The organism is Pseudomonas sp. Marseille-Q5115, assembly GCF_916618905.1.
GTDB classification, from domain to species: Bacteria; Pseudomonadota; Gammaproteobacteria; order Pseudomonadales; family Pseudomonadaceae; genus Aquipseudomonas; species Aquipseudomonas japonica_A.
This window is the reverse complement of record NZ_CAKAKI010000001.1, coordinates 3545535-3567369: the sequence shown is the minus strand read 5'-3', so window position 1 is coordinate 3567369 and position 21835 is coordinate 3545535. Positions and strand designations below refer to the sequence as shown.

The following is a 21835-nucleotide window of genomic DNA, read 5'->3' as shown; positions in this document are numbered from 1 at the left end:
CCTCTTGAAGGGCAGGGCCGGCTGATCAGCTCAGGGCCGCTGCGTAGTGGTCTGGCTTGAAACCCACGAGGGTTCGGTCGCCGAGGTCGAGTACCGGACGCTTGATCATCGAGGGCTGGGCGAGCATCAGCTCGATGGCTTTGGCCTGATCCAGGCCAGCCTTGTCGGTGTCCGGTAATTTGCGGAAGGTGGTACCCGCGCGGTTGAGCACGGTTTCCCAGCCATGGGCTTCGCACCAGCGCTGCAGGTGCTCACGGTCGATGCCCTGGGCCTTGTAGTCATGGCAGCTGTAGGCGATGCCATGTTCATCCAGCCAGCCGCGGGCCTTTTTCATGGTGTCGCACGCCTTGATGCCGAAAAGTGTGTAAGCCATGTGCGTGAAGCGGCGGCCCAGTGGGCCCCAGCCTGTGCTCCGGAAAATGAAAGGTCGTGAATTATGCGGCATCGCTACCGTCCGCGCCATGACTGTGTGGTCGCAGGGGAGCGCCCACTTCAAGTAACAACGGCGATGCCGGGAAATGATTTCGAATTGGTTACACTTTGAAGTTGATGTTGTAGAAGCCTGCATGGTATTCGCGCGTGTTTCCATGTTCGCGCGCGCCAAGTAGTAACCTTGCCGCTTTTAGTTGCTGAATTTTAATTTATTAGTGCGATAGGGTCTTTCAATTACAGGTTAACAAGTTTCGATCTCTAGGATTGCACCTCAGTCACCGCAGTGGCTGTTCAGCATAATAAATCCGAGAGGGATAGCATGAAACTTACCAGCCTGAGTGGCCAGGCGCTGGGCGTTGTTGCCTTTGGCGCGCTGACCATGACTTCGGCATTTGCCAGCACCTTGACCCGCGACAACGGCGCGGCGGTGGGTGATAACCAGAACTCCCAGACGGCCGGCCCCAATGGCCCTGCTGTGTTGCAGGACGTTCAACTGATCCAGAAGCTGCAGCGCTTTGACCGCGAACGCATCCCGGAGCGAGTGGTTCACGCTCGTGGTACGGGTGCCAAAGGCGAGTTCACCGCCACTGAAGACCTCAGCGACCTCACCCGCGCCAAGGTATTCAAGGCCGGGGAGCACACGCCGGTGTTCGTGCGGTTCTCCGCCGTGGTACACGGCAATCACTCACCCGAAACCCTACGTGATCCGCGCGGGTTCGCCACCAAGTTCTATACCGCCGACGGCAACTGGGACCTGGTGGGCAACAATTTCCCCACGTTCTTCATTCGTGACGCGATCAAGTTCCCGGACATGGTGCATGCGTTCAAACCGGACCCGCGCACCAACCTGGACGACGATTCCCGCCGCTTTGATTTCTTTTCCCATGTACCAGAGGCCACGCGCACGCTTACCCTGTTGTACTCCAATGAAGGCACGCCCGCGGGCTATCGCTTCATGGACGGCAACAGCGTACATGCCTACAAGTTGGTCAATGCCAAGGGTGAAGTGCACTACGTCAAGTTTCACTGGAAAAGCCTTCAAGGCTTGAAGAACCTGGACCCGGCCGAAGTGGCGAAAGTGCAGGCCAAAGACTACAGCCACATGACCCACGACCTCGTACAAGCCATCGGCAAGGGCGACTTCCCGAAATGGGACTTGTATATCCAGGTGCTCAAGCCCGAAGACTTGGCAAAGTTTGCCTTCGACCCGCTCGACGCGACGAAGATCTGGCCTGATGTGCCGGAGCGCAAGATCGGCCAGATGGTACTCAACAAGAACGTGGATAACTTCTTCCAGGAAACCGAGCAGGTGGCCATGGCGCCGGCCAACGTGGTACCGGGCATCGAGCCCTCCGAGGACCGGTTGCTGCAAGGCCGGGTGTTCGCCTATGCCGATACCCAACTTTATCGCGTTGGCACCAATGGCTTGAGCCTGCCGGTGAACCGCCCACGTGTTGAGGTGAACAACGGTAACCAGGACGGCGCCATGAACGGTGGCCATACCACCACCGGCGTGAATTACGAGCCGAGCCGCTTGAACCCGCGCGAATCGGATGAAGGCGCCCGCTACAGCCAGCTGCCGCTTACCGGCACCACCCAGCAGGCGAAGATCCAGCGCGAGCAGAACTTCAAGCAAGCGGGTGACCTGTACCGCTCGTATAGCCAGAAGGACCGCCAGGACCTGATCCAGAGCTTCGGCGAATCGCTCGCGACCACCGATGCGCAAAGCAAGAACATCATGCTTTCCTTCCTCTACAAGGCGGACCCTGAGTACGGCACCGGCGTGACGAAGGTGGCCAAGGGTGACCTGGCCAAGGTGAAGGCGCTCGCCGCCCAGCTGCAGGACTGATCCCGTTCAGGCCCATGTCGCTCGCGGCATGGGCCTTCGCGCAGGGCAAATCACATGAGAAGATTTTTTTTGATGCTGCTGCTTGCAGGCCTCATAGGCCCAGCGGTGGCTGCGCCGGCCGTACCCGATACCCAGGCTCAGTTACGAACCTTGTTCTTCGAAGCGGCTCGGGAAGGCAACGCTGACATGCTGGGTGCGTTCATCGAGGCCCACTTCGATCTGAATATCCAGGACGACAAGGGCTATACCGGGCTGATCCTTGCGGCCTATCACGGCCACCAGGGCGCCGTGGAGCAACTGCTGGCGGCGGGCGCCGACCCTTGCGCTCAGGATGCGCGAGGCAATACCGCGCTGATGGGCGCAATCTTCAAAGGAGAGCTGACCATTGCGCGGCGGCTGGTTGCGGCGGATTGTTCCCCCGACCAACGTAACCGCAGCGGGCAAACCGCCGCCATGTACGCGGCATTGTTCCAGCGCCAGGACATTCTTGCGGCGCTGGCGGCGAGGGGCGCAAACCTGGACGCGAAGGACGCGCTGGGTAACGACGTCCATTCGCTGGCCAAAGGCGAGTTCCAGCCGCTGCCGTAAGGTAAGGGTTTACCGCGCCTCGAGGAACGCGCGGATACGATTGGCCGCTTCGATGCATTCGGCCAACGGCGCAACCAGGGCCAGGCGAACGCGGTTGGCGCCCGGGTTCACCCCGTTTACCTCACGGGACAAGTAAGAGCCCGGCACCACGGTTACATGCTGTTCGCAGAAGAGTTCGCGGCAGAAGGTTTCATCACTCATGGGCACGCCTGCCCACAGGTAAAACCCGCCATCGGGCCGCTGCACATCGAGGACTGGGCCGAGAATCTCGAGCACGGCGTCGAACTTTTCCCGGTACAGGTCACGGTTCGCGCGCACATGGTCTTCGTCATTCCAGGCCGCGATGCTCGCCAGCTGGGTGGGGATGGACATGGCGCAGCCGTGGTAGGTGCGATACAGGAGGAACGCCTTGAGCACATCGGCGTCGCCGGCCACGAACCCTGAGCGCAGCCCCGGAAGGTTGGAGCGCTTGGACAGGCTGTGGAACACCACGCAGCGCTTGAAGTCCGACCGGCCCAGTGCCGCGCATGCGCTCAACAGGCCCGGCGGCGGCGCGCCTTCATCGAAATACAGCTCGCTGTAGCATTCGTCCGCGGCAATGATGAAGTCATGTTTGTCCGCCAGCGCAATCAGCGATTTGAGCGTGTCCAGCGGGATCAATGCGCCGGTCGGGTTGCCCGGGGAGCAGAGGAACAGCACCTGGCAACGGTCCCATACCTGCGGCGGCACCGCGTCGAAGTCTGGATTGAAGCCGTGTGCTTCCAGGCAAGGGAGGTAATGCGGCTGGGTGCCGGCAAGGATCGCCGCCCCTTCGTAGATCTGATAGAAGGGGTTGGGACTCACGATCAGGCCGTCGCGGTCCCGTTCCGCCACCGTTTGTACAAAGGCGAACAGCGCCTCGCGGGTGCCGTTCACCGGCAGTACATGGCGTGCGGGGTCGATCCAGTTGGCAGGCACACCAAAACGGTGCGCGCACCAGTGCCCGATGGCCTCGCGAAGGGCCGGCAGGCCGGCGGTGGTGGGGTACACCGCCAGCTGGTCGAGGTTGTCGGCCAGCGCCTTGGCGACGAAGGCCGGCGACGCGTGCTTGGGTTCGCCGATGGACAACGCGATGTGTGCCTTGCCCTCCGGCGGTTGGGCGCCGGCCAGCAGGGCGCGGAGCTTTTCGAACGGGTAGGGCTGCAAGTGGCTCAGGGCTTGGTTCATCGGTAGCTCGAAGTCAGATACTAAGGCGAGACAGTTCAATACCGCCCGCCTGGGGCACGCTCAACTGCTCGACGATGGCGTCCTGCAGGCGCGCGCACAGTTGCGGGTCGGCCAGTGGCTGGTTGTGGGCGTCGGTGAGGAAGAACACGTCCTCCACGCGTTCGCCAAGGGTGGCGATTTTCGCGTTCTGCAGCGACAGGTCGAATTCCAGGAAAATCTTCCCCAGGCGTGCCAGCAGGCCGGGGCGGTCCGGCGCGCTGAGTTCCAGGATGGTTACCGGCCGCTGGGCGTCGGTGAGAATGGTCACCTGGGGCGCGAAGGCAAAATGCTTCAGCTGGCGCGGCACGCGGCGCTGGATGATGGTCGGGTAGTCATCGGGGTTGCGCAGGGCTTCGGTAAGGCCGTCGCGGATCTGCTGGATACGCTGCGGGTTATTGCCGATCGAGCCGCCGTCGTTGTCCAGCACGATGTATGTATCAAGGGTGAACTGGCTGCTCGAGGTGATGATGCGCGCGTCATGGATGTTCAGGTTGAGCTGGTCCATGGCGGCCACGGTCACGGCGAAGAAGTCGTGCTGGTCCGGCGCGTAGATGAAGATCTGGCTCGCCCCTTCGAAATCGCGCTGGGTGGTTTCGCGTATCAGCACCAGCGGGCCGCCGTCGGCCGGCTGCTGAAGGATCGCATCGGTGTGCCATACCACGTCCCCGGCGGTATGCCGCAGGAAGTAGTCGTCGCCCAGCTGGCTCCAGAGTTGCTCCACGTCGTCGGGGTCGGTGCCGCTGCGCACGAGGATATCCAGCGCGGCCGCCTGGGTCTGGCGAATCTGCTCTTCGCGGTCCAGCGGGTTTTCCAGGCCGCGACGCAGCGCGCGCTTGGTTTCCGTGTACAGCTGGCGCAACAGGCTGGCCCGCCAGGAATTCCACAGGCTCGGGTTGGTGGCGTTGATGTCCGCCACCGTCAGCACGTACAGGTAGTCCAGGTGCGCTTCATCCCCCATCAGTTGGGCAAAGTCATGAATCACCTGCGGATCGGAAAGGTCCTTGCGCTGCGCCGTAGTGGACATCACCAAGTGGTTCTGCACCAGCCACACGATCAGGCGGCTGTCCCACGGTGGCAGCTGGTGCCGCTCGCAGAAGGCCTGGGCATCCACGGCGCCGAGCTCGGAATGGTCGCCATTACGCCCTTTGCCGATATCGTGGTACAGGCCGGCGATATAGATGAGTTCCGGTTTGGGCAGCTTGCCCATGACCTTGCTGGCCAGCGGGAACATCTCTGACACCGGCGTGTACTGCAGCTTGCGCAGGTGCTTGATGAGGTTCAGCGTGTGCGCATCCACGGTGTAGATGTGGAAAAGGTCGTGTTGCATCTGGCCTACGATATGGCCGAACTCGGGCAGGTAGCGGCCGAGAATGCCATAGCGGTTCATTCGCCGCAGGTTGCGGTGGATGCCGATTTCACACTTGAACAGCTCGATGAACAGGCTGGTGTTGCGAATGTCGTGGCGGAAGTTGTCGTCGATCAGGTGGCGGTGCTCGCGCAGCAGGCGGATGGTGTCCGCGCGAACGCCCTTGATCTCCGGGCTTTGCGCCATGAGCACGAAAATTTCGAGGATGGCGAAGGGGAAGCGGCGGAACACATTGGGCGCTGTGGCTTCGATGTAACCATCGTGCAGTTGGAAGCGCGCATTGATAGGGGTGACGCAGGTGCCGGTTTCATCGGCCAGCAGCTCTTCCTCGAAGTGCTGGATGATCAGGTCACTCAGCTCGGCAATGCGCATCACTACCCGGTAGTACTTCTGCATCAGCGCTTCGATGGCCAGCTTGGCATCGCTGTCCTTGTAGCCCAGCAGCTCGGCAATGCGCCGCTGGTAATCGAACAGCAGGCGATCCTCGGAGCGCCCGGCCAGCATGTGAAGCGCATAGCGCACCTTCCAAAGGAATTCCTGGGAAGCGGCAAGCAGGTCGCCCTCGTTCTCCAGCAAAAAGCCTTGGCCGGCCAGCGCCTGTAGGTTGAGCGTGCCGTATTGGCGGCGGGCCACCCAGAGGATGGTCTGGATATCCCGTAGCCCACCCGGAGAGCCCTTCACGTTGGGTTCCAGGTTGTATTCGGTGTCGTTGTACTTGTGGTGCCTGGCTTTTTGTTCAGCCCGCTTGGCCAGGAAGAACTCCTTGCTTGGCCACATGCGATCTGGCGCAGTCACTTCCAGCATGCGCTTGCGCAACCGCTCCGGCCCGGCAATGGTGCGGCATTCCATCAGGTTGGTGATGACGGTAAGGTCGGCGCGGGCTTCCTCGGCGCACTCTTCGACCGAACGCACGCTTTGCCCTACCTCCAGGCCGATGTCCCAGAGCAGCGTAAGAAAGCGCTCGATGGAATCGCGGAACACTTCATGGTCGGCATCCTCGAGGAGGATCAACAGGTCGATGTCGGAATAGGGGTGCAGCTCGCCCCGGCCATAGCCGCCTACCGCCACCAGGGCGATGTCGGCTTCCTCGCTCCAGTCGAACTGCGCCCAGGCCTGTTGCAGGATGTTATCCACAAACCAGGCTCGGTCTTCCACCAGTCGGCGAACGTTACGGCCCGAGGCAAAGCGCTCGTTGAGCACGTCGCGCGCCTGGCGGATGGCCTTCTTGAACGCAGCCACGGGGCTGGCCTTGAGGGCCAGTTCCGCCTGGAACTGGCCGCGATCGAACAACTCCGGATCTACCTGCGGCATCGGATCGCCTTCCTTCTATAGGGCCGTACTGAACCGTCAGTTCGCTGAGGTGCGCGGCAGGGTGTCGTCGCGCCGCAGCGTGAGGATCTCGTAGCCGTTGGCAGTGACCAGCACGGTGTGTTCCCACTGTGCCGACAGCTTGCGGTCCTTGGTGATCGCGGTCCAGCCGTCGCCCAGCAGGCGGGTATCGGCCTTGCCCTGGTTGATCATCGGCTCGATGGTGAAGATCATGCCTTCCTTGAGCTCGATCCCGGTGCCCGCGCGGCCGTAATGCAGCACCTGCGGCTCCTCGTGGAAGACCTTGCCGATGCCATGGCCGCAGTATTCGCGCACCACGGAGAAGCCGTTCTTCTCGGCGTGTTTCTGGATGACTTCGCCGATATCCCCCAGCCGCGCGCCTGGGCGAACCACTTCGATGCCCTTGTACATGCATTCCTGGGTCACGCGGGAAAGCCGGGTAGCCCACTCAGGCACCGTGCCTACATGGAACATGCGGCTGGTGTCGCCGTGATAGCCGTCCTTGATCACCGTGATGTCGATGTTCAGGACGTCGCCATCCTTGAGTGGCTTCTCGTTGGGAATGCCGTGGCACACCACGTGGTTGATCGAGGTACAGATGGACTTGGGGAAGCCCTTGTAGTTGAGCGGGGCGGGGATGGCCTTCTGTTCGTTCACGATATAGTCGTGGCACAGGCGGTCCAGTTCATCGGTGGTGACCCCGGGCTTCACATACGGCTCGATCATCTCCAGCACCTCGGCGGCCAGGCGGCCGGCGACGCGCATCTTCTCGATGTCCTCGGGGGTTTTGATGGTTACGGTCATACAGGCTCTCTCGGCACCATCGGTGCGGGTATAAATGTACAAAGTGGCGATTCTACCATAGCCGTGCCCGGGAAGGCCTTGCCGACGCGGGTGCGCCGGGGCAGGGGTGCGCCACGGTTTCTCTTTGCCGCGTTGTGTGATATAAAGTGCGCCGCTTTGCGGGGGCCTTCCCCGCTTGGCTTTAACCCACACACGTATCGACACGATGACCTGGGTGCCCGGGCCGCAAGGCCATGGGTTGGATCATTGGGATACGTGGAGGCCTAACCCGACTTATCAAGGAACTATCATGTCCCAAGTCAATATGCGCGATATGCTGAAGGCCGGTGTGCACTTCGGCCACCAGACCCGTTACTGGAACCCGAAAATGGGCAAGTTCATTTTCGGCGCGCGCAACAAGATTCACATCATCAACCTGGAAAAAACCCTGCCGATGTTCAACGAAGCGCTGAGCTTCGTCGAGAAACTGGCCCAGGGCAAGAACAAGATCCTGTTCGTTGGCACCAAGCGTTCCGCCGGCAAGATCGTTGCTGAAGAAGCAGCACGTTGCGGCTCGCCGTTCGTGGATCACCGCTGGTTGGGCGGCATGCTCACCAACTACAAGACCATTCGTCAGTCGATCAAGCGCCTGCGTGACCTGGAAACCCAGGCCGAAGACGGTACCTTCGCCAAGCTGACCAAGAAAGAAGCCCTGATGCGCACCCGCGACCTGGAAAAACTGGATCGCAGCCTGGGTGGTATCAAGGACATGGGCGGCCTGCCTGACGCACTGTTCGTCATCGACGTCGAGCACGAGCGCATCGCGATCACCGAAGCAAACAAACTGGGCATTCCGGTCATCGGCGTTGTCGATACCAACAGCAGCCCTGAAGGTGTTGACTACGTGATCCCGGGCAACGACGACGCCATCCGCGCAATCCAGCTGTACATGGGTTCGATGGCCGACGCTGTTATCCGTGGTCGCAACAACGTTGCTGGCGGTACTGGCGAATTCGCCCAGGACGCTACCAGCGAGGCAGTAGAAGGCTGAGTCGACCGCGCCTGACAATGGCACGGTAAGCGAAAAGGGGGCTAGGCCCCCTTTTTGCCACCCGCCGAGGCCGAAGCGGCCCCGCGGGTCAGAATTTCAATGCCCGTTCATACGCGGGCGGTATGGCCGAAAACCTGTTCGAGAGGATTTTGAAATGGCAGAGATTACTGCGGCGCTGGTCAAAGAACTGCGCGAGCGTACCGGCGAAGGCATGATGGATTGCAAGAAGGCCCTGACCAAGGCCGGCGGCGACATCGAAAAAGCAATCGACGACATGCGTGCCTCGGGCGCGATCAAGGCTGCCAAGAAGGCAGGCAACGTCGCTGCTGAAGGCGCGATCGCAATCCAGGACGACGGCAAGGCCGCCGTGCTGCTCGAAGTCAACTCCCAGACCGACTTCCTGGCTCTGCAGGATGACTTCAAGGCATTCGTTGCCGCCAGCGTCCAGAAAGCATTCGCCGACAAGCTGACCACCGTCGAGCCGCTGATCGAAGCCATGGAAGCCGACCGTCTGGTACTGGTTGGCAAAACTGGCGAAAACGTCAACATCCGCCGTCTGGCGCGCGTGGAAGGTGACGTGATCGGTACCTACCTGCACGGCAACAAGATCGGTGTGGTTGTTGTTCTCAAGGGTGGCGATACCGAGCTGGCGAAAGACATCGCCATGCACGTGGCAGCCACCAACCCTGAGTTCCTGCTGCCTTCGCAAGTTTCCGCCGAAGCCATCGAGCGTGAGAAGGGCGTATTCCTGCAGCTGAACGAAGAGAAGATCAAGGGCAAGCCAGACAACATCGTGGAAAACATGGTGGCTGGTCGCATCAAGAAGTTCCTGGCTGAAGCAAGCCTGGTAGAACAGGCGTTCGTGAAGAACCCTGAGCTCACCGTGGGTGTTCTGGCTCAGAAAGCAGGCGCCGAAATCGTTTCCTTCACCTACTTCAAGGTAGGCGAGGGCATCGAGAAGCCGGTCGACAACTTCGCTGACGAAGTTGCCGCACAAGTGGCTGCCGCCAGCAAGCAATAAGACAGGTTACTGCTGTCTCCCAAAGAGGCTGCCCGCTCACGCGCGCAGCCTCTTTGTCAAAGTGATACCCCGTGGGCCTCAAGGTCCCTCGGCGGGCGCCAGAAGCGCCCGGGTTGCAACAGGCCAAAGGCCTGAAATATTCAAGAACGCCGCAGGAGAGATACGCAATGGCCCAGCAGGTGAGTGGTCGTCAACCTCGCTATAAACGCATTCTGCTCAAACTCAGCGGCGAGGCCCTGATGGGCTCCGAAGAGTTCGGTATCGATCCCAAGGTGCTGGACCGCATGGCGCTGGAAGTGGGCCAGTTGGTGGGTATCGGTGTACAGGTAGGCCTGGTCATCGGCGGGGGCAACCTGTTCCGCGGCGCGGCGCTCAGCGCGGCCGGCATGGACCGCGTAACGGGCGACCATATGGGCATGCTGGCCACGGTAATGAATGGCCTGGCGATGCGTGACGCGCTCGAGCGTTCCAACATCTCGGCCATCGTGATGTCCGCCATTTCCATGGTGGGCGTGACCGACCACTACGACCGCCGCAAGGCCGTGCGTCACCTCAATAGCGGCGATGTGGTAATTTTCTCCGCTGGCACCGGTAATCCGTTCTTTACCACCGATTCGGCCGCCTGCCTGCGCGGTATCGAAATCGACGCTGATATCGTGCTCAAGGCTACCAAGGTGGACGGTGTGTACACCGCGGACCCGTTCAAGGACCCGCATGCCGAGAAGTTCGAGCGGCTGACCTACGACGAAGTGCTGGACCGCAAGCTGGGCGTGATGGACCTTACTGCCATCTGCCTGTGCCGCGACCACAAGATGCCGCTGCGGGTCTTCAACATGAACAAGCCTGGCGCCCTGCTCAACATCGTGGTTGGCGGCGGCGAAGGCACCCTGATCGAGGAAGGCATGTAATGATCGAAGATATCAAGAAAGACACCAAGGGCCGCATGGACGGCGCTATCAACTCGCTGTCCCATAACCTGGGCGGCATCCGTACCGGCCGTGCTCACCCCAGCATTCTGGAAAGCGTGAAAGTGCCGGCCTGGGGCAGCGAAATGCCGCTCAACCAGGTTGCTTCGGTTACCGTTGAAGACGCTCGAACCCTCAAGATCGTTGCGCACGACAAAGACCTGGGCAAGGCGATCGAGAAAGCCATCCTCAACTCCGACCTGGGCCTGAACCCGAGCAGCGCCGGCACCACCATCCGTGTGCCGATGCCTGCCCTGACCGAAGAAACCCGCAAGGGTTACACCAAGCAGGCCCGTGCCGTGGCCGAGGACGCGCGGGTTGCCGTGCGCAATGTGCGTCGCGACGCCCTGGCGCAGCTCAAGAAGCTGGTCAAGGACAAGGAAATCAGCGAAGACGAAGAACGCCGTGGCGCTGACGATATCCAGAAAATGACCGACAAGTACGTGGCTGAAGTCGACAAGAAGCTGGAAGAAAAAGAAAAGGACCTGATGGCCGTTTAAGGACACCGTCGTGCTCATGGAAAAGATCAAGCCGGCAGCGTCCGTGTCCGTCCCGCGACACGTGGCGATCATCATGGACGGCAATAACCGCTGGGCGAAGAAGCGCCTGCTGCCCGGTGTGGCTGGGCACAAGGCTGGCGTGGATGCCGTGCGCGCGGTGATCGAGGTGTGCGCCGAGGCGCGCGTCGAAGTGCTGACCCTGTTTGCCTTTTCCAGCGAGAACTGGCAGCGGCCCGCCGAAGAGGTCGGTGCGCTGATGGAGCTGTTCTTCACGATGCTGCGACGGGAAGCCCGCCGCTTGAACGACAACAACATCAGCCTTCGGATCATCGGTGACCGCAGCCGTTTCCATCCTGATCTGCAGGTCGCCATGCGTGAAGCCGAGGCCCTGACTGCAGGGCCTGGTCGCTTCGTGCTACAGATCGCCGCCAATTATGGCGGCCAGTGGGATATCGCCCAGGCCGCGCAGCAGCTGGCCTATCAGGTGCAGGCCGGCAAGTTGCGCCCCGAGGACATCACCCCGGCGCTGCTGCAGGGTTGCCTTGCGACGGGTGATCTGCCCTTGCCAGACCTGTGCATCCGCACCGGCGGCGAGCACCGGATCAGCAATTTCCTGCTATGGCAGCTGGCGTACGCCGAGCTGTACTTCTCCGACCTGTATTGGCCGGACTTCAAACACGAGGCCATGCGCACGGCGCTGGCCGATTTCGCCTCCCGCCAGCGTCGCTTCGGTAAAACCAGCGAGCAGGTCGAGGCCGGAGCCCGTGCCTGATGCTTAAACAACGCATTTTGACCGCGCTGGTCCTGTTGCCTGTCGCCCTGATCGGGTTCTTTCTCCTCAATGGCGGATGGTTCGCGCTTTTCATCGGCGCAGTCGTTACCTTGGGTGCATGGGAGTGGGCCCGGCTCGCCGGCTGGGAAGCCCAGGGGGCGAGGGTGGGCTACGCAGCGGTAGTGGCCCTGGCGCTACTGGTGTTGTATGCCTTGCCGGGCCTGGCGCCATGGTTGCTCGGCCTCGCGGTCGTATGGTGGGGCGTGGCGACCTGGCTGGTCATGACCTACCCAGGCTCCACGCCGCATTGGTCCAGCACTCCCCGTAAACTGATCATCGGTTGGGTGGTATTGCTTCCAGCCTGGGAGGGCCTGCTGGTGCTCAAGCAGTGGCCATCGGGCCTGGGCAACTGGCTGATCCTCTCGGTCATGGTGCTGGTTTGGGTGGCCGATATCGGCGCTTACTTCTCCGGCCGGGCCTTTGGCAAGCGCAAGCTGGCCCCTGCGGTCAGCCCGGGCAAAAGCTGGGCGGGCCTCTACGGCGGCCTGGGTATCGCCTTGCTGGTTACGTTGATCACCGGGCTGGCTCGCGGATGGGCCGCAGGGCAACTGATCGGTGCGCTGGTGATCGCGGCAATCGTGGTCCTGGTGTCGGTGGTGGGTGACCTTACCGAAAGCATGTTCAAGCGCCAGGCCGGGATAAAGGACAGCAGCCAGCTGTTGCCAGGCCATGGCGGCGTGCTCGATCGTATCGACAGCCTTACCGCGGCCATTCCCGTGTTCGCGGTGCTGCTGTGGCTCGCCAACTGGAGCCTGATGTGAGCGGGCGACAGCGTATAACCGTACTGGGCGCCACTGGGTCCATTGGGCGTAGCACCCTGGATGTGGTGGCGCGCCACCCTGATCGCTACGAAGTACACGCACTTACCGGGCATTCCCGCCTGAGTGATCTGCTCACCCTTTGCGAGCAGCACCGCCCGAAGCTGGCTGTGGTCGCCACCGCGGCCGATGCGGGTGAGTTCGCCCAGCGGTTACGCGACGCGGGGCTGGCGACCGATGTGCTGCATGGGGAGGAGGGGCTGTGCGAGGTCTCCCGGGCCAGCGAAGTGGACGCCGTGATGGCGGCCATCGTCGGCGCAGCTGGCCTGCCTCCTACATTGGCAGCGGTACGTGCTGGCAAAAAGGTATTGCTTGCCAACAAGGAAGCCCTGGTCATGTCCGGGGGCTTGTTCATGCAGGCTGTGCGGGACAGTGGCGCCGTGCTGTTGCCCATCGACAGCGAGCACAACGCCATTTTCCAGTGCTTGCCGGGCAACTACGCGCAGGGGCTCGCTCAGGTGGGCGTACGGCGTATCCTGCTCACCGCTTCCGGTGGGCCCTTCCGGGAAACCCCCTTGGCGGAACTGGCAACCGTCACGCCAGAGCAGGCTTGTGCCCATCCCAACTGGTCCATGGGGCGCAAGATCTCGGTGGATTCGGCCACAATGGCCAACAAAGGCCTGGAACTGATCGAAGCCTGCTGGCTGTTCGACGCGCGGCCGTCGCAGGTCGAAGTCGTGGTTCATCCCCAGAGTGTCATCCATTCGCTGGTCGACTACGTCGACGGCTCGGTGCTGGCGCAGCTGGGAAATCCCGACATGCGCACGCCCATCGCCAACGCGCTGGCATGGCCCGAACGGATCGACTCCGGTGTGGCACCTCTGGACCTTTTCGCTGTAGCACGGCTGGATTTCCAGGCCCCGGATGAGCAGCGCTTCCCTTGCCTGAGGCTGGCGCGCCAGGCCGCCGAAGCCGGTGGCAGTGCCCCGGCCACGCTCAATGCGGCGAATGAAGTGGCGGTCGCGGCGTTTCTCGAGCGGCGCATCCGCTACACCGAGATCGCGAGTATGATCGAAGCCGTGCTGGGCGAGTCCCCGGCAGGCCCGCTGGAAAACCTCGACGCGGTCTTCGCCGCCGATACCAGCGCCCGTCACCTTGCCGGGCAGTGGTTGACTCGGTGGGGCCGATGAGTTCCGATTGGTGCGCCCCGGTTCTGGATAATTGCTCCCGGGTGCTGCGGAGAAACCTATGAGCGCACTTTATATGCTGGTCGGCACCCTTGTAGCACTCGGGGTGCTGGTGACCTTCCACGAATTCGGTCACTTCTGGGTTGCCCGCCGGTGCGGGGTAAAGGTGCTGCGTTTCTCGGTAGGTTTCGGCACACCCTTGCTGCGCTGGAGCGATAAACAGGGCACGGAGTACGTCGTGGCGGCAATTCCGCTCGGCGGTTACGTGAAGATGCTCGACGAGCGGGAAGCCGAGGTTCCGGTCGAGCAGCTTGATCAGGCCTTCAACCGCAAGCCCGTTCGTCAGCGCATCGCGATCGTTGCTGCCGGCCCTGTGGCCAATTTCCTGCTCGCAATCGCCTTTTTCTGGGTGCTGGCCATGCTTGGCAGCGAACAGGTCCGGCCGGTAATCGGTGCGGTCGAAAGCGGCAGCCTGGCGGCAAGCGCCGGTCTGCAGCCGGGGCAGGAAATCGTGGAGATCGACGGCGAGCCGGTGACAGGCTGGTCAGGTGTCAACATGGAACTGGTCCGCCGCCTGGGTGAAACCGGTAGCCTGAACATTCGGGTGACAGGGGAGGGCGGCACCAGTGCTCACACCGTTGACCTGGTGGCCTGGCTCAAGGGTAGCGACGAGCCGGATCCCGTACGTTCGTTGGGCATTCGGCCATGGCGGCCGGTGCTTGAGCCGGTGCTGGCCGAAATCGATCCGGAAGGGCCGGCCACCGCCGCCGGTCTGAAGTCTGGCGATCGCCTGCTGGCGTTGGATGGGGTAGCGCTTGCGGACTGGCAGCAAGTAGTAGACGCCGTGCGTCAGCGGGCCAACCGCCAAGTGACCTTGCAGGTACAGCGCGACGGCCAGCGCCTGGATGTTCCGGTTACCCTGGCCCGCAAGGGCAAGGGTGAAACCGCCGCAGGTTACCTGGGCGCGGGCGTAGCGCCCGTAGCGTGGCCCCCGGAAATGCTGCGCGAGATCAGCTTCGGGCCGCTCGATGGGCTGGTCGAGGGCGCTCGGCGAACCTGGGAGATGAGCGTGTTGACCCTTGATTCGCTGAAGAAAATGCTCTTTGGCGAGCTCTCGGTAAAAAACTTGAGTGGACCGATAACCATTGCTAAAGTGGCGGGCGCTTCGGCCCAGTCGGGCCTTGGGGATTTCCTGAATTTCCTGGCTTATCTCAGCATCAGCCTCGGGGTTCTCAATCTGCTACCCATTCCCGTCCTGGATGGGGGGCATCTGCTGTTTTACCTGATCGAATGGGTCAGGGGTCGTCCGGTCTCCGATCGGGTACAGGGCTGGGGGGTTCAGATCGGTATCAGTCTGGTAGTCGGCGTTATGCTGCTCGCCCTGATAAACGACCTGGGTCGGTTGTAATGAGTCGCACAATTGCGAACCTGCCGCCTATGCGGCAGTTTGTTTATTGCCCGTTGGAATAAGAAAGGACTTCATGAAACGTCTGCTGCTTACTGCGGTGCTGTCCGCACTGATGATCACCGAAGTTCACGCCGAGTCCTTCACCATCTCCGATATTCGCGTCAACGGCCTGCAGCGGGTATCCGCCGGCAGCGTCTTCGGCGCCCTGCCCCTGAACGTGGGCGAGCAGGCCGATGACCGCAAGCTGGTGGATTCCACGCGCGCGCTGTTCAAGACCGGCTTCTTCCAGGACATTCAACTGGGCCGCGACGGCAACGTCCTGGTGATCAACGTGGTGGAGCGGCCGTCGGTCGCCAGCATCGAGATCGAAGGCAACAAGGCCATCTCCACCGAAGACCTGCTCAAGGGCCTGAAACAGTCCGGCCTGGCCGAAGGCGAGATCTTCCAGCGGGCCACCCTCGAAGGCGTGCGCAACGAGCTGCAGCGCCAGTACGTGGCCCAGGGCCGCTACTCGGCCACCGTGGACACCGAAGTGGTGACCCAGCCGCGCAACCGCGTGGGCCTGAAGATCAAGATCAACGAAGGCACGGTCGCGGCCATCCAGCACATCAACGTGGTGGGCAACACCGTCTTCGCCGAGGAAGACCTGGTCGACCTGTTCGAGCTCAAGACCACCAACTGGCTGTCGTTTTTCAAGAACGACGACAAGTATGCCCGCGAAAAACTGTCCGGTGACCTGGAGCGCCTGCGCTCGTACTACCTGGACCGCGGCTACATCAACATGGACATCGCCTCCACCCAGGTGTCGATTACCCCGGACAAGAAGCACGTCTACATCACCGTGAACGTGAACGAAGGCGAGAAGTACAAGGTTCGCGACGTCAAGCTCAGCGGCGACCTCAAGGTGCCCGAGGACCAGATCCAGAACCTGCTGCTGGTCAAGCCCGGCCAGGTGTTCTCGCGCAAGGTGATGACTTCCACCTCCGACCTGATCACCCGCCGCCTGGGCAACGAGGGCTACACCTTCGCCAACGTCAACGGCGTGCCACAGCCCCACGACGACGACCACACCGTGGACATCACCTTCATGGTGGACCCGGGCAAGCGCGCCTACGTGAACCGCGTGAACTTCCGCGGCAATACCAAGACCGAAGATGAAGTGCTGCGCCGTGAAATGCGCCAGATGGAAGGCGGCTGGGCCTCGACCTACCTGATCGACCAGTCCAAGACCCGCCTGGAGCGCCTGGGCTACTTCAAGGAAGTGAACGTCGAAACCCCGGCGGTGCCTGGCACCGACGACCAGGTGGACGTGAACTACACCGTGGAAGAACAACCGTCCGGCTCGATCACCGCCAGCGTGGGATTCGCCCAGAGCGCGGGCCTGATCCTGGGTGGTTCGATCAGCCAGAGCAACTTCCTGGGGACCGGTAACAAGGTCAGCATCGGCCTTACCCGGTCCGAGTACCAGACCCGCTACAACTTCAGCTTCGTCGATCCGTACTACACCCCGGATGGCGTGAGCCTCGGTTACAACGCCTTCTACCGTAAAACCGACTACGACGACCTCGACGTCGACGTGGCCAGCTACGCGGTGGACAGCCTGGGTGCCGGCCTGAACTTCGGCTACCCGATCAGCGAAACCTCACGCCTCACCTTCGGCCTTACCGTGCAGAAGGACGAGATCAACACCGGTACCTATACCGTTGGCGAGATCTACGACTTCATCGATCGGGAAGGCGACAGCTTCACCAACTTCAAGGCGTCGGTGGGCTGGTCGGATTCCACCCTGAACCGCGGCACCCTGCCAACCCGTGGGCATTCCCAGAGCCTCACCCTGGAAACCACCACACCGGGCAGCGACCTGTCGTTCTACAAGCTGGACTACCGCGGCCAGCTGTTCACGCCGATCACCGAAAACTACACCATGCGTTTCCACACGGAACTGGGTTATGGCGACGGCTACGGTTCTACCGACGGCCTGCCGTTCTACGAGAACTACTACGCGGGCGGCTTCAACTCCGTGCGCGGCTTCAAGGACAGCACCCTGGGCCCGCGCAGTACCCCGGCCACCAACGATCCCGACCAGGATCCGTTGGCCTTCGGTGGCAACGTGATGATCACCGGCGGCGCGGAGATTCTCTTCCCGATGCCGTTCGTGAAGGACCAGAAGTCCTTGCGCACCTCCCTGTTCGCCGATGTGGGTAACGTCTTCGACTCCAAGTGCCAGTACTCCTCGGCCAGCGCTACCTACCCGGTAAGCACCAAGGACTGCGGTTCCATCGACTTCTCCAACATGGCCGCCTCGGTTGGCCTGGGCGTTACCTGGATCACCGCCCTGGGCCCGTTGAGCTTCAGCCTGGCCATGCCGATCAAGAAGCCCGACGAAGCCGAAACCCAGATCTTCCAATTCTCGTTGGGGCAGACGTTCTAAGCGTCTCCCCGGCCCACACACAACGAATTCGCAGGAGTTTATCGTGCGCAAGCTGACTCAACTGGTTATCGTGGCCGCGGCCATGTTCGCGACCCCCGCCTTCGCCGAAATGAAGATCGCGGTGCTCAACTATCAAATGGCGCTGCTCGAATCCGACGCTGCCAAGAAGTACGCCGTGGATGCCGAAAAGAAATTCGGCCCGCAGCTGACCAAGCTCAAGTCCCTGGAAAGCAGCGCCAAGGATATTCAGGACCGTCTGGTAAAAGGCGGCGACAAGATGCAGCAGCCTGAGCGTGAGCGCCTGGAGCTGGACTTCAAGCAAAAGGCCCGGGACTTCCAGTTCCAGTCCAAGGAGCTGAACGAAGCCAAGGCCTCGGCCGACCGCGACATGCTCAAGGTACTCAAGCCCAAGCTCGACAGCGCTGTCGAAGGCGTGATCAAGGCCGGTGGCTTCGACCTGGTGCTCGAGCGCGGCGCAGTCATTGATGTCAAGCCTCAGTACGACATCACCCGTCAGGTCATCGAGCGCATGAACCAGACCAAGTGATGATGACGTCGAGCCTTACCCTCGGCGACATTGCCGATACCCTGGGCGCCGAAGTCATCGGCTCCCGGGAGCACTTGATAGATGGGCTGGCCACCTTGCAGGAGGCCGGCCCTTCTCAGCTGAGCTTCCTGGCCAACCCTCAATACCGCAAGCACCTGGCGACCACTCGCGCCGGGGCGGTGCTGCTCAAGCGTGAGGATGCGCAGGGCTACCCAGGCAATGCCCTCGTAGTGCCGGATCCTTACCTGGCATACGCTCACATTTCCCACCGTTTCGATCCCAAGCCTCGTGCACCCGCTGGCGTGCACCCCAGCGCAGTGGTCGCCGCCGACGCCGAGGTCGATCCTTCGGCAAGCGTCGGCCCGTTCGTGGTTATCGAAAGCGGTGCAGTTATCGGCGCCGGCGTTACCCTCGGGGCACACTGCTTCATTGGTGCCCGCAGCGTGGTCGGGGAAGGCGGCTGGCTCGCGCCCCGGGTCACCCTTTACCACGACGTGCGCATCGGCAAGCGAGTGGTGATTCAATCGGGGGCGGTCATCGGCGGCGAGGGCTTCGGCTTCGCCAATGAAAAAGGCGTGTGGCAGAAAATTGCCCAGATCGGCGGCGTAACGGTCGGCGATGACGTTGAAATCGGCGTGAACACCGCGGTAGACCGCGGCGCCCTTGCAGACACTGTGATCGGCAACGGCGTAAAGCTCGACAACCAGATCCAGATTGCCCACAACGTCCAGATTGGCGATCACACGGCCATGGCGGCATGCGTGGGTATTTCGGGAAGCAGCAAGATCGGCAAGCACTGCATGCTTGCGGGCGGCGTGGGGCTGGTTGGCCACATCGAACTGTGCGACCACGTATTCGTTACCGGAATGACCATGGTCACGCGCTCCATCACCGAGCCGGGTGCATACTCCTCCGGCACCGCGATGCAGCCGGCCGCGGAATGGCGCAAGAGCGCGGCGCGCATTCGCCAGCTCGACGACATGTACCGTCGGCTGGCTCAGGCAGAAAAGCGGATCGAAGCGGTGACCCGGGCCGACGATGGGTCATCAGATGGCTGATTCCTTTTCACTATCAGCAGCGCACTACCGCTAGACTGCGCTGCTGAGGCAAGGAGTGCCGTACCCGCGGCCCACCTAGGCGGCCCCGCAGGCTGCGCGCTCCCTCTCTTTTATACAGGCTTTCCCCCGACATGATGGACATCAACGAGATTCGCGAATACTTGCCTCATCGCTACCCTTTCCTGCTGGTGGACCGGGTGGTGGAACTGGATGTCGAGAGCCAGCGCATTCGCGCCTACAAGAATGTCAGCATCAATGAACCGTTCTTCAACGGTCATTTCCCAGCGCATCCAATCATGCCAGGGGTGCTCATCATCGAAGCAATGGCCCAGGCCGCCGGCATCCTCGGCTTCAAGATGTTGGACGTAAAGCCTGCGGACGGGACCCTGTACTACTTCGTAGGTTCGGACAAGCTGCGCTTCCGCCAGCCGGTTACCCCCGGCGACCAGCTTATCCTCGAAGCACGCTTTATCAGCTGCAAACGCCAGATCTGGAAATTCGACTGCCAGGCCTCCGTAGATGGCAAGCCTGTGTGCTCCGCTGAAATCATCTGCGCGGAACGCAAACTATGAGCTTGATCGACCCTCGTGCAATCATCGACCCCTCGGCCGTATTGGCTGAAGGTGTCGAGGTAGGCCCGTGGTCGATCATCGGCGCAGGGGTAGAAATCGGTGAAGGCACGGTTATCGGGCCTCACGTAGTGCTGCGCGGGCCTACCCGCATCGGTCGGCACAACAAGATCTATCAGTTCTCGTCCATCGGTGAGGACACGCCTGACCTCAAATACAAGGGCGAAGCCACGCGCCTGGTCATCGGTGATCACAACGTGATCCGCGAGGGGGTGACCATCCATCGCGGTACGGTGCAGGACCGGTCCGAAACAACCATCGGCGACCATAACCTGATCATGGCCTATGCCCATGTGGGGCATGACAGCGTGATCGGCAACCATTGCATCCTGGTCAACAACACGGCGCTGGCTGGCCACGTGCACGTAGGTGATTGGGCGATCCTTTCCGGTTATACCCTGGTGCACCAGTATTGCCACATCGGCCCCCACAGCTTCTCGGGCATGGGTACGGCCATCGGCAAGGACGTCCCGGCCTTTGTGACCGTATTCGGCAACCCGGCTGAGGCGCGTGGCATGAATTTCGAAGGCATGCGCCGTCGCAATTTCAGCGATGCGACCATTCACACGCTACGCAACGCCTACAAGGTGGTTTACCGCCAGGGGTTGACCATCGACCAGGCACTGGCCCGGCTTGAGGAGCCCGCGCAAAATTGCGCGGAAGTGGCATTGTTTGTGTCGACCATCCGGGAAGCTACCCGCGGCATCACCCGCTGATGCCAGCCGAACTTTGCGTCGCGCTGGTAGCAGGCGAAGCCAGCGGCGATATCCTGGGAGCAGGCCTGATGCGTGCGCTCAGGGCTCGCCATCCGCGGGTGCGTTTCATTGGCGTGGGTGGCCCCCGGATGGAAGCCGAGGGCTTGCGCTCCTACTTCCCCATGGAGCGGCTGGCCGTGATGGGCCTGGTGGAAGTGCTCGGCCGGCTGCGTGAACTGCTGGCCCGCCGCAAGCAGCTGGTACAGACCCTCCTCGAAGCCCGGCCGGACGTGTTCATTGGTATAGACGCGCCGGATTTCACCTTGGCTATCGAAGCCCGGATGCACCGCGAGGGCATCAAGGCCGTGCATTACGTGAGCCCGTCGGTATGGGCATGGCGGCAAAAGCGGGTGCTGAAGATTCGCGAAGGCTGTGACCTGATGCTTACGCTTTTCCCCTTCGAGGCCAGGTTCTACGAAGAGAAGGGCGTGCCGGTGCGTTTCGTGGGCCATTCGCTGGCTGATCAGATTCCGCTGCAGGCCGATCGGGCCCAGGCGCGGGAATCCCTGGGGCTTGCGCCGGAAGGGCCGGTGGTGGCGCTGATGCCAGGTAGCCGGGGGGGCGAGGTCCGTCGCCTGGGTGCACTGTTCTTCGACACGGCGCAGCGTTTGCTCGCAGCCCGCCCGAGCCTTCGCTTCGTGGTGCCATGCGCCAGCCCGGAGCGTCGCGGCCAGCTGCAGGCCCTGCTTGCCGGGCGTTCGCTGCCCATCACCTTGCTCGACGGGCAATCCCATGAAGCCCTGGCCGCCTGCGACGCGGTACTGATCGCTTCCGGTACCGCTACCCTGGAAGCACTTTTGTACAAGCGACCAATGGTGGTGGCTTATCGCCTTGCCCCGTTGACCTGGTGGATGCTCAAACGTATGGTCACAAGCCCATACGTGTCCTTGCCCAACCTCCTTGCCCAGCGTGCGCTGGTCCCGGAAATCCTGCAGGACGCCGCCACGCCCGAGGCGTTGGCCGAAGCCCTGCTGCCGCTGCTCGATAACCCGGGCGAGCAGACCGCCGGCTTCGATGCGATTCACCGTACGCTTCGTCAGGACGCCTCCAATCAGGCGGCGGACGCCGTGCTGCAACTGTTGGCACGCTGACCAGGAACCC

At 62.0% G+C, this 21835-nt stretch carries 20 protein-coding genes; 16 read left to right on the top strand and 4 right to left on the bottom strand.

Translation table 11 applies throughout. The features are described from left to right. Positions 1–25 precede the first annotated feature (25 nt). Complete coding sequence (locus tag LG385_RS16320; RefSeq protein WP_225775120.1) at positions 26–373, bottom strand: ArsC family reductase; 348 nt, start codon at positions 371–373, stop codon at positions 26–28. Between the two features lie 438 nt (positions 374–811). Between LG385_RS16320 and katB the strand changes: the two genes are divergently transcribed. Together katB and LG385_RS16310 are read left to right on the top strand one after the other, a co-directional pair. Further along, positions 812–2281, top strand: a complete 1470-nt coding sequence (gene katB, locus LG385_RS16315) for a catalase KatB (RefSeq protein ID WP_225776264.1) — start codon at positions 812–814, stop codon at positions 2279–2281. A gap of 54 nt (positions 2282–2335) precedes the next feature. After that, positions 2336–2869 (top strand): ankyrin repeat domain-containing protein, encoded by a 534-nt coding sequence (locus LG385_RS16310; RefSeq protein WP_225775119.1) that lies wholly within the window; start codon positions 2336–2338, stop codon positions 2867–2869. Positions 2870–2878: 9 nt separating this feature from the next. Here the strand turns inward: LG385_RS16310 and dapC are convergent, their stop codons facing one another. The 3 genes from dapC to map are packed head-to-tail and all read right to left on the bottom strand — an operon-like array spanning position 2879 to position 7613. After that, the gene (gene dapC, locus LG385_RS16305; RefSeq protein ID WP_225775118.1) at positions 2879–4075 is read right to left on the bottom strand and encodes a succinyldiaminopimelate transaminase; all 1197 of its coding nucleotides are present in this window, start codon (positions 4073–4075) and stop codon (positions 2879–2881) included. Between the two features lie 13 nt (positions 4076–4088). Beyond that, positions 4089–6791 (bottom strand): [protein-PII] uridylyltransferase, encoded by a 2703-nt coding sequence (locus tag LG385_RS16300; protein WP_181123156.1) that lies wholly within the window; start codon positions 6789–6791, stop codon positions 4089–4091. A gap of 36 nt (positions 6792–6827) precedes the next feature. Beyond that, positions 6828–7613: a type I methionyl aminopeptidase gene (gene map / locus LG385_RS16295; protein WP_225775117.1), complete on the bottom strand. Its 786-nt coding sequence runs from the start codon at positions 7611–7613 to the stop codon at positions 6828–6830. Positions 7614–7902: 289 nt separating this feature from the next. Between map and rpsB the strand changes: the two genes are divergently transcribed. The 14 genes from rpsB (at position 7903) to lpxB (ending at position 21825) form a co-directional block, all read left to right on the top strand. Continuing rightward, the gene (gene rpsB / locus LG385_RS16290) at positions 7903–8643 is read left to right on the top strand and encodes a 30S ribosomal protein S2 (RefSeq protein WP_181118175.1); all 741 of its coding nucleotides are present in this window, start codon (positions 7903–7905) and stop codon (positions 8641–8643) included. 154 nt (positions 8644–8797) lie between these two features. Beyond that, positions 8798–9664: a translation elongation factor Ts gene (gene tsf, locus LG385_RS16285; protein ID WP_225775116.1), complete on the top strand. Its 867-nt coding sequence runs from the start codon at positions 8798–8800 to the stop codon at positions 9662–9664. Positions 9665–9831: 167 nt separating this feature from the next. Beyond that, entirely contained in the window at positions 9832–10572 is a 741-nt protein-coding gene (pyrH, locus tag LG385_RS16280; RefSeq protein ID WP_181118179.1) for a UMP kinase, read from the top strand. After that, a complete protein-coding gene (frr, locus tag LG385_RS16275) occupies positions 10572–11129 on the top strand; it encodes a ribosome recycling factor (protein WP_181118181.1) in 558 nt (185 codons plus the stop codon). Before pyrH ends, frr begins: the two co-directional genes overlap by 1 nt. A gap of 16 nt (positions 11130–11145) precedes the next feature. After that, the gene (gene uppS / locus LG385_RS16270) at positions 11146–11901 is read left to right on the top strand and encodes a polyprenyl diphosphate synthase (RefSeq protein ID WP_181118183.1); all 756 of its coding nucleotides are present in this window, start codon (positions 11146–11148) and stop codon (positions 11899–11901) included. After that, positions 11901–12722 (top strand): phosphatidate cytidylyltransferase, encoded by an 822-nt coding sequence (locus LG385_RS16265; RefSeq protein WP_225775115.1) that lies wholly within the window; start codon positions 11901–11903, stop codon positions 12720–12722. The genes uppS and LG385_RS16265 overlap by 1 nt, the downstream gene beginning before the upstream one ends. Next, complete coding sequence (gene ispC / locus LG385_RS16260) at positions 12719–13909, top strand: 1-deoxy-D-xylulose-5-phosphate reductoisomerase (protein WP_225775114.1); 1191 nt, start codon at positions 12719–12721, stop codon at positions 13907–13909. Before LG385_RS16265 ends, ispC begins: the two co-directional genes overlap by 4 nt. Positions 13910–13967: 58 nt before the next feature. Continuing rightward, a complete protein-coding gene (gene rseP / locus LG385_RS16255) occupies positions 13968–15314 on the top strand; it encodes an RIP metalloprotease RseP (RefSeq protein ID WP_225775113.1) in 1347 nt (448 codons plus the stop codon). 73 nt (positions 15315–15387) lie between these two features. Continuing rightward, complete coding sequence (bamA, locus tag LG385_RS16250) at positions 15388–17745, top strand: outer membrane protein assembly factor BamA (protein ID WP_225775112.1); 2358 nt, start codon at positions 15388–15390, stop codon at positions 17743–17745. A gap of 43 nt (positions 17746–17788) precedes the next feature. Continuing rightward, positions 17789–18292: an OmpH family outer membrane protein gene (locus LG385_RS16245; protein ID WP_181117200.1), complete on the top strand. Its 504-nt coding sequence runs from the start codon at positions 17789–17791 to the stop codon at positions 18290–18292. Next, the gene (gene lpxD, locus LG385_RS16240) at positions 18289–19350 is read left to right on the top strand and encodes a UDP-3-O-(3-hydroxymyristoyl)glucosamine N-acyltransferase (RefSeq protein WP_225775111.1); all 1062 of its coding nucleotides are present in this window, start codon (positions 18289–18291) and stop codon (positions 19348–19350) included. The genes LG385_RS16245 and lpxD overlap by 4 nt, the downstream gene beginning before the upstream one ends. A 131-nt stretch (positions 19351–19481) precedes the next feature. Then, positions 19482–19922: a 3-hydroxyacyl-ACP dehydratase FabZ gene (gene fabZ / locus LG385_RS16235; protein ID WP_040261126.1), complete on the top strand. Its 441-nt coding sequence runs from the start codon at positions 19482–19484 to the stop codon at positions 19920–19922. Further along, positions 19919–20695, top strand: coding sequence for an acyl-ACP--UDP-N-acetylglucosamine O-acyltransferase (gene lpxA / locus LG385_RS16230; RefSeq protein ID WP_181117202.1), 777 nt, complete (start codon positions 19919–19921; stop codon positions 20693–20695). The genes fabZ and lpxA overlap by 4 nt, the downstream gene beginning before the upstream one ends. Then, positions 20695–21825 (top strand): lipid-A-disaccharide synthase, encoded by a 1131-nt coding sequence (lpxB, locus tag LG385_RS16225; RefSeq protein ID WP_225775110.1) that lies wholly within the window; start codon positions 20695–20697, stop codon positions 21823–21825. Before lpxA ends, lpxB begins: the two co-directional genes overlap by 1 nt. Positions 21826–21835 lie beyond the last annotated feature (10 nt).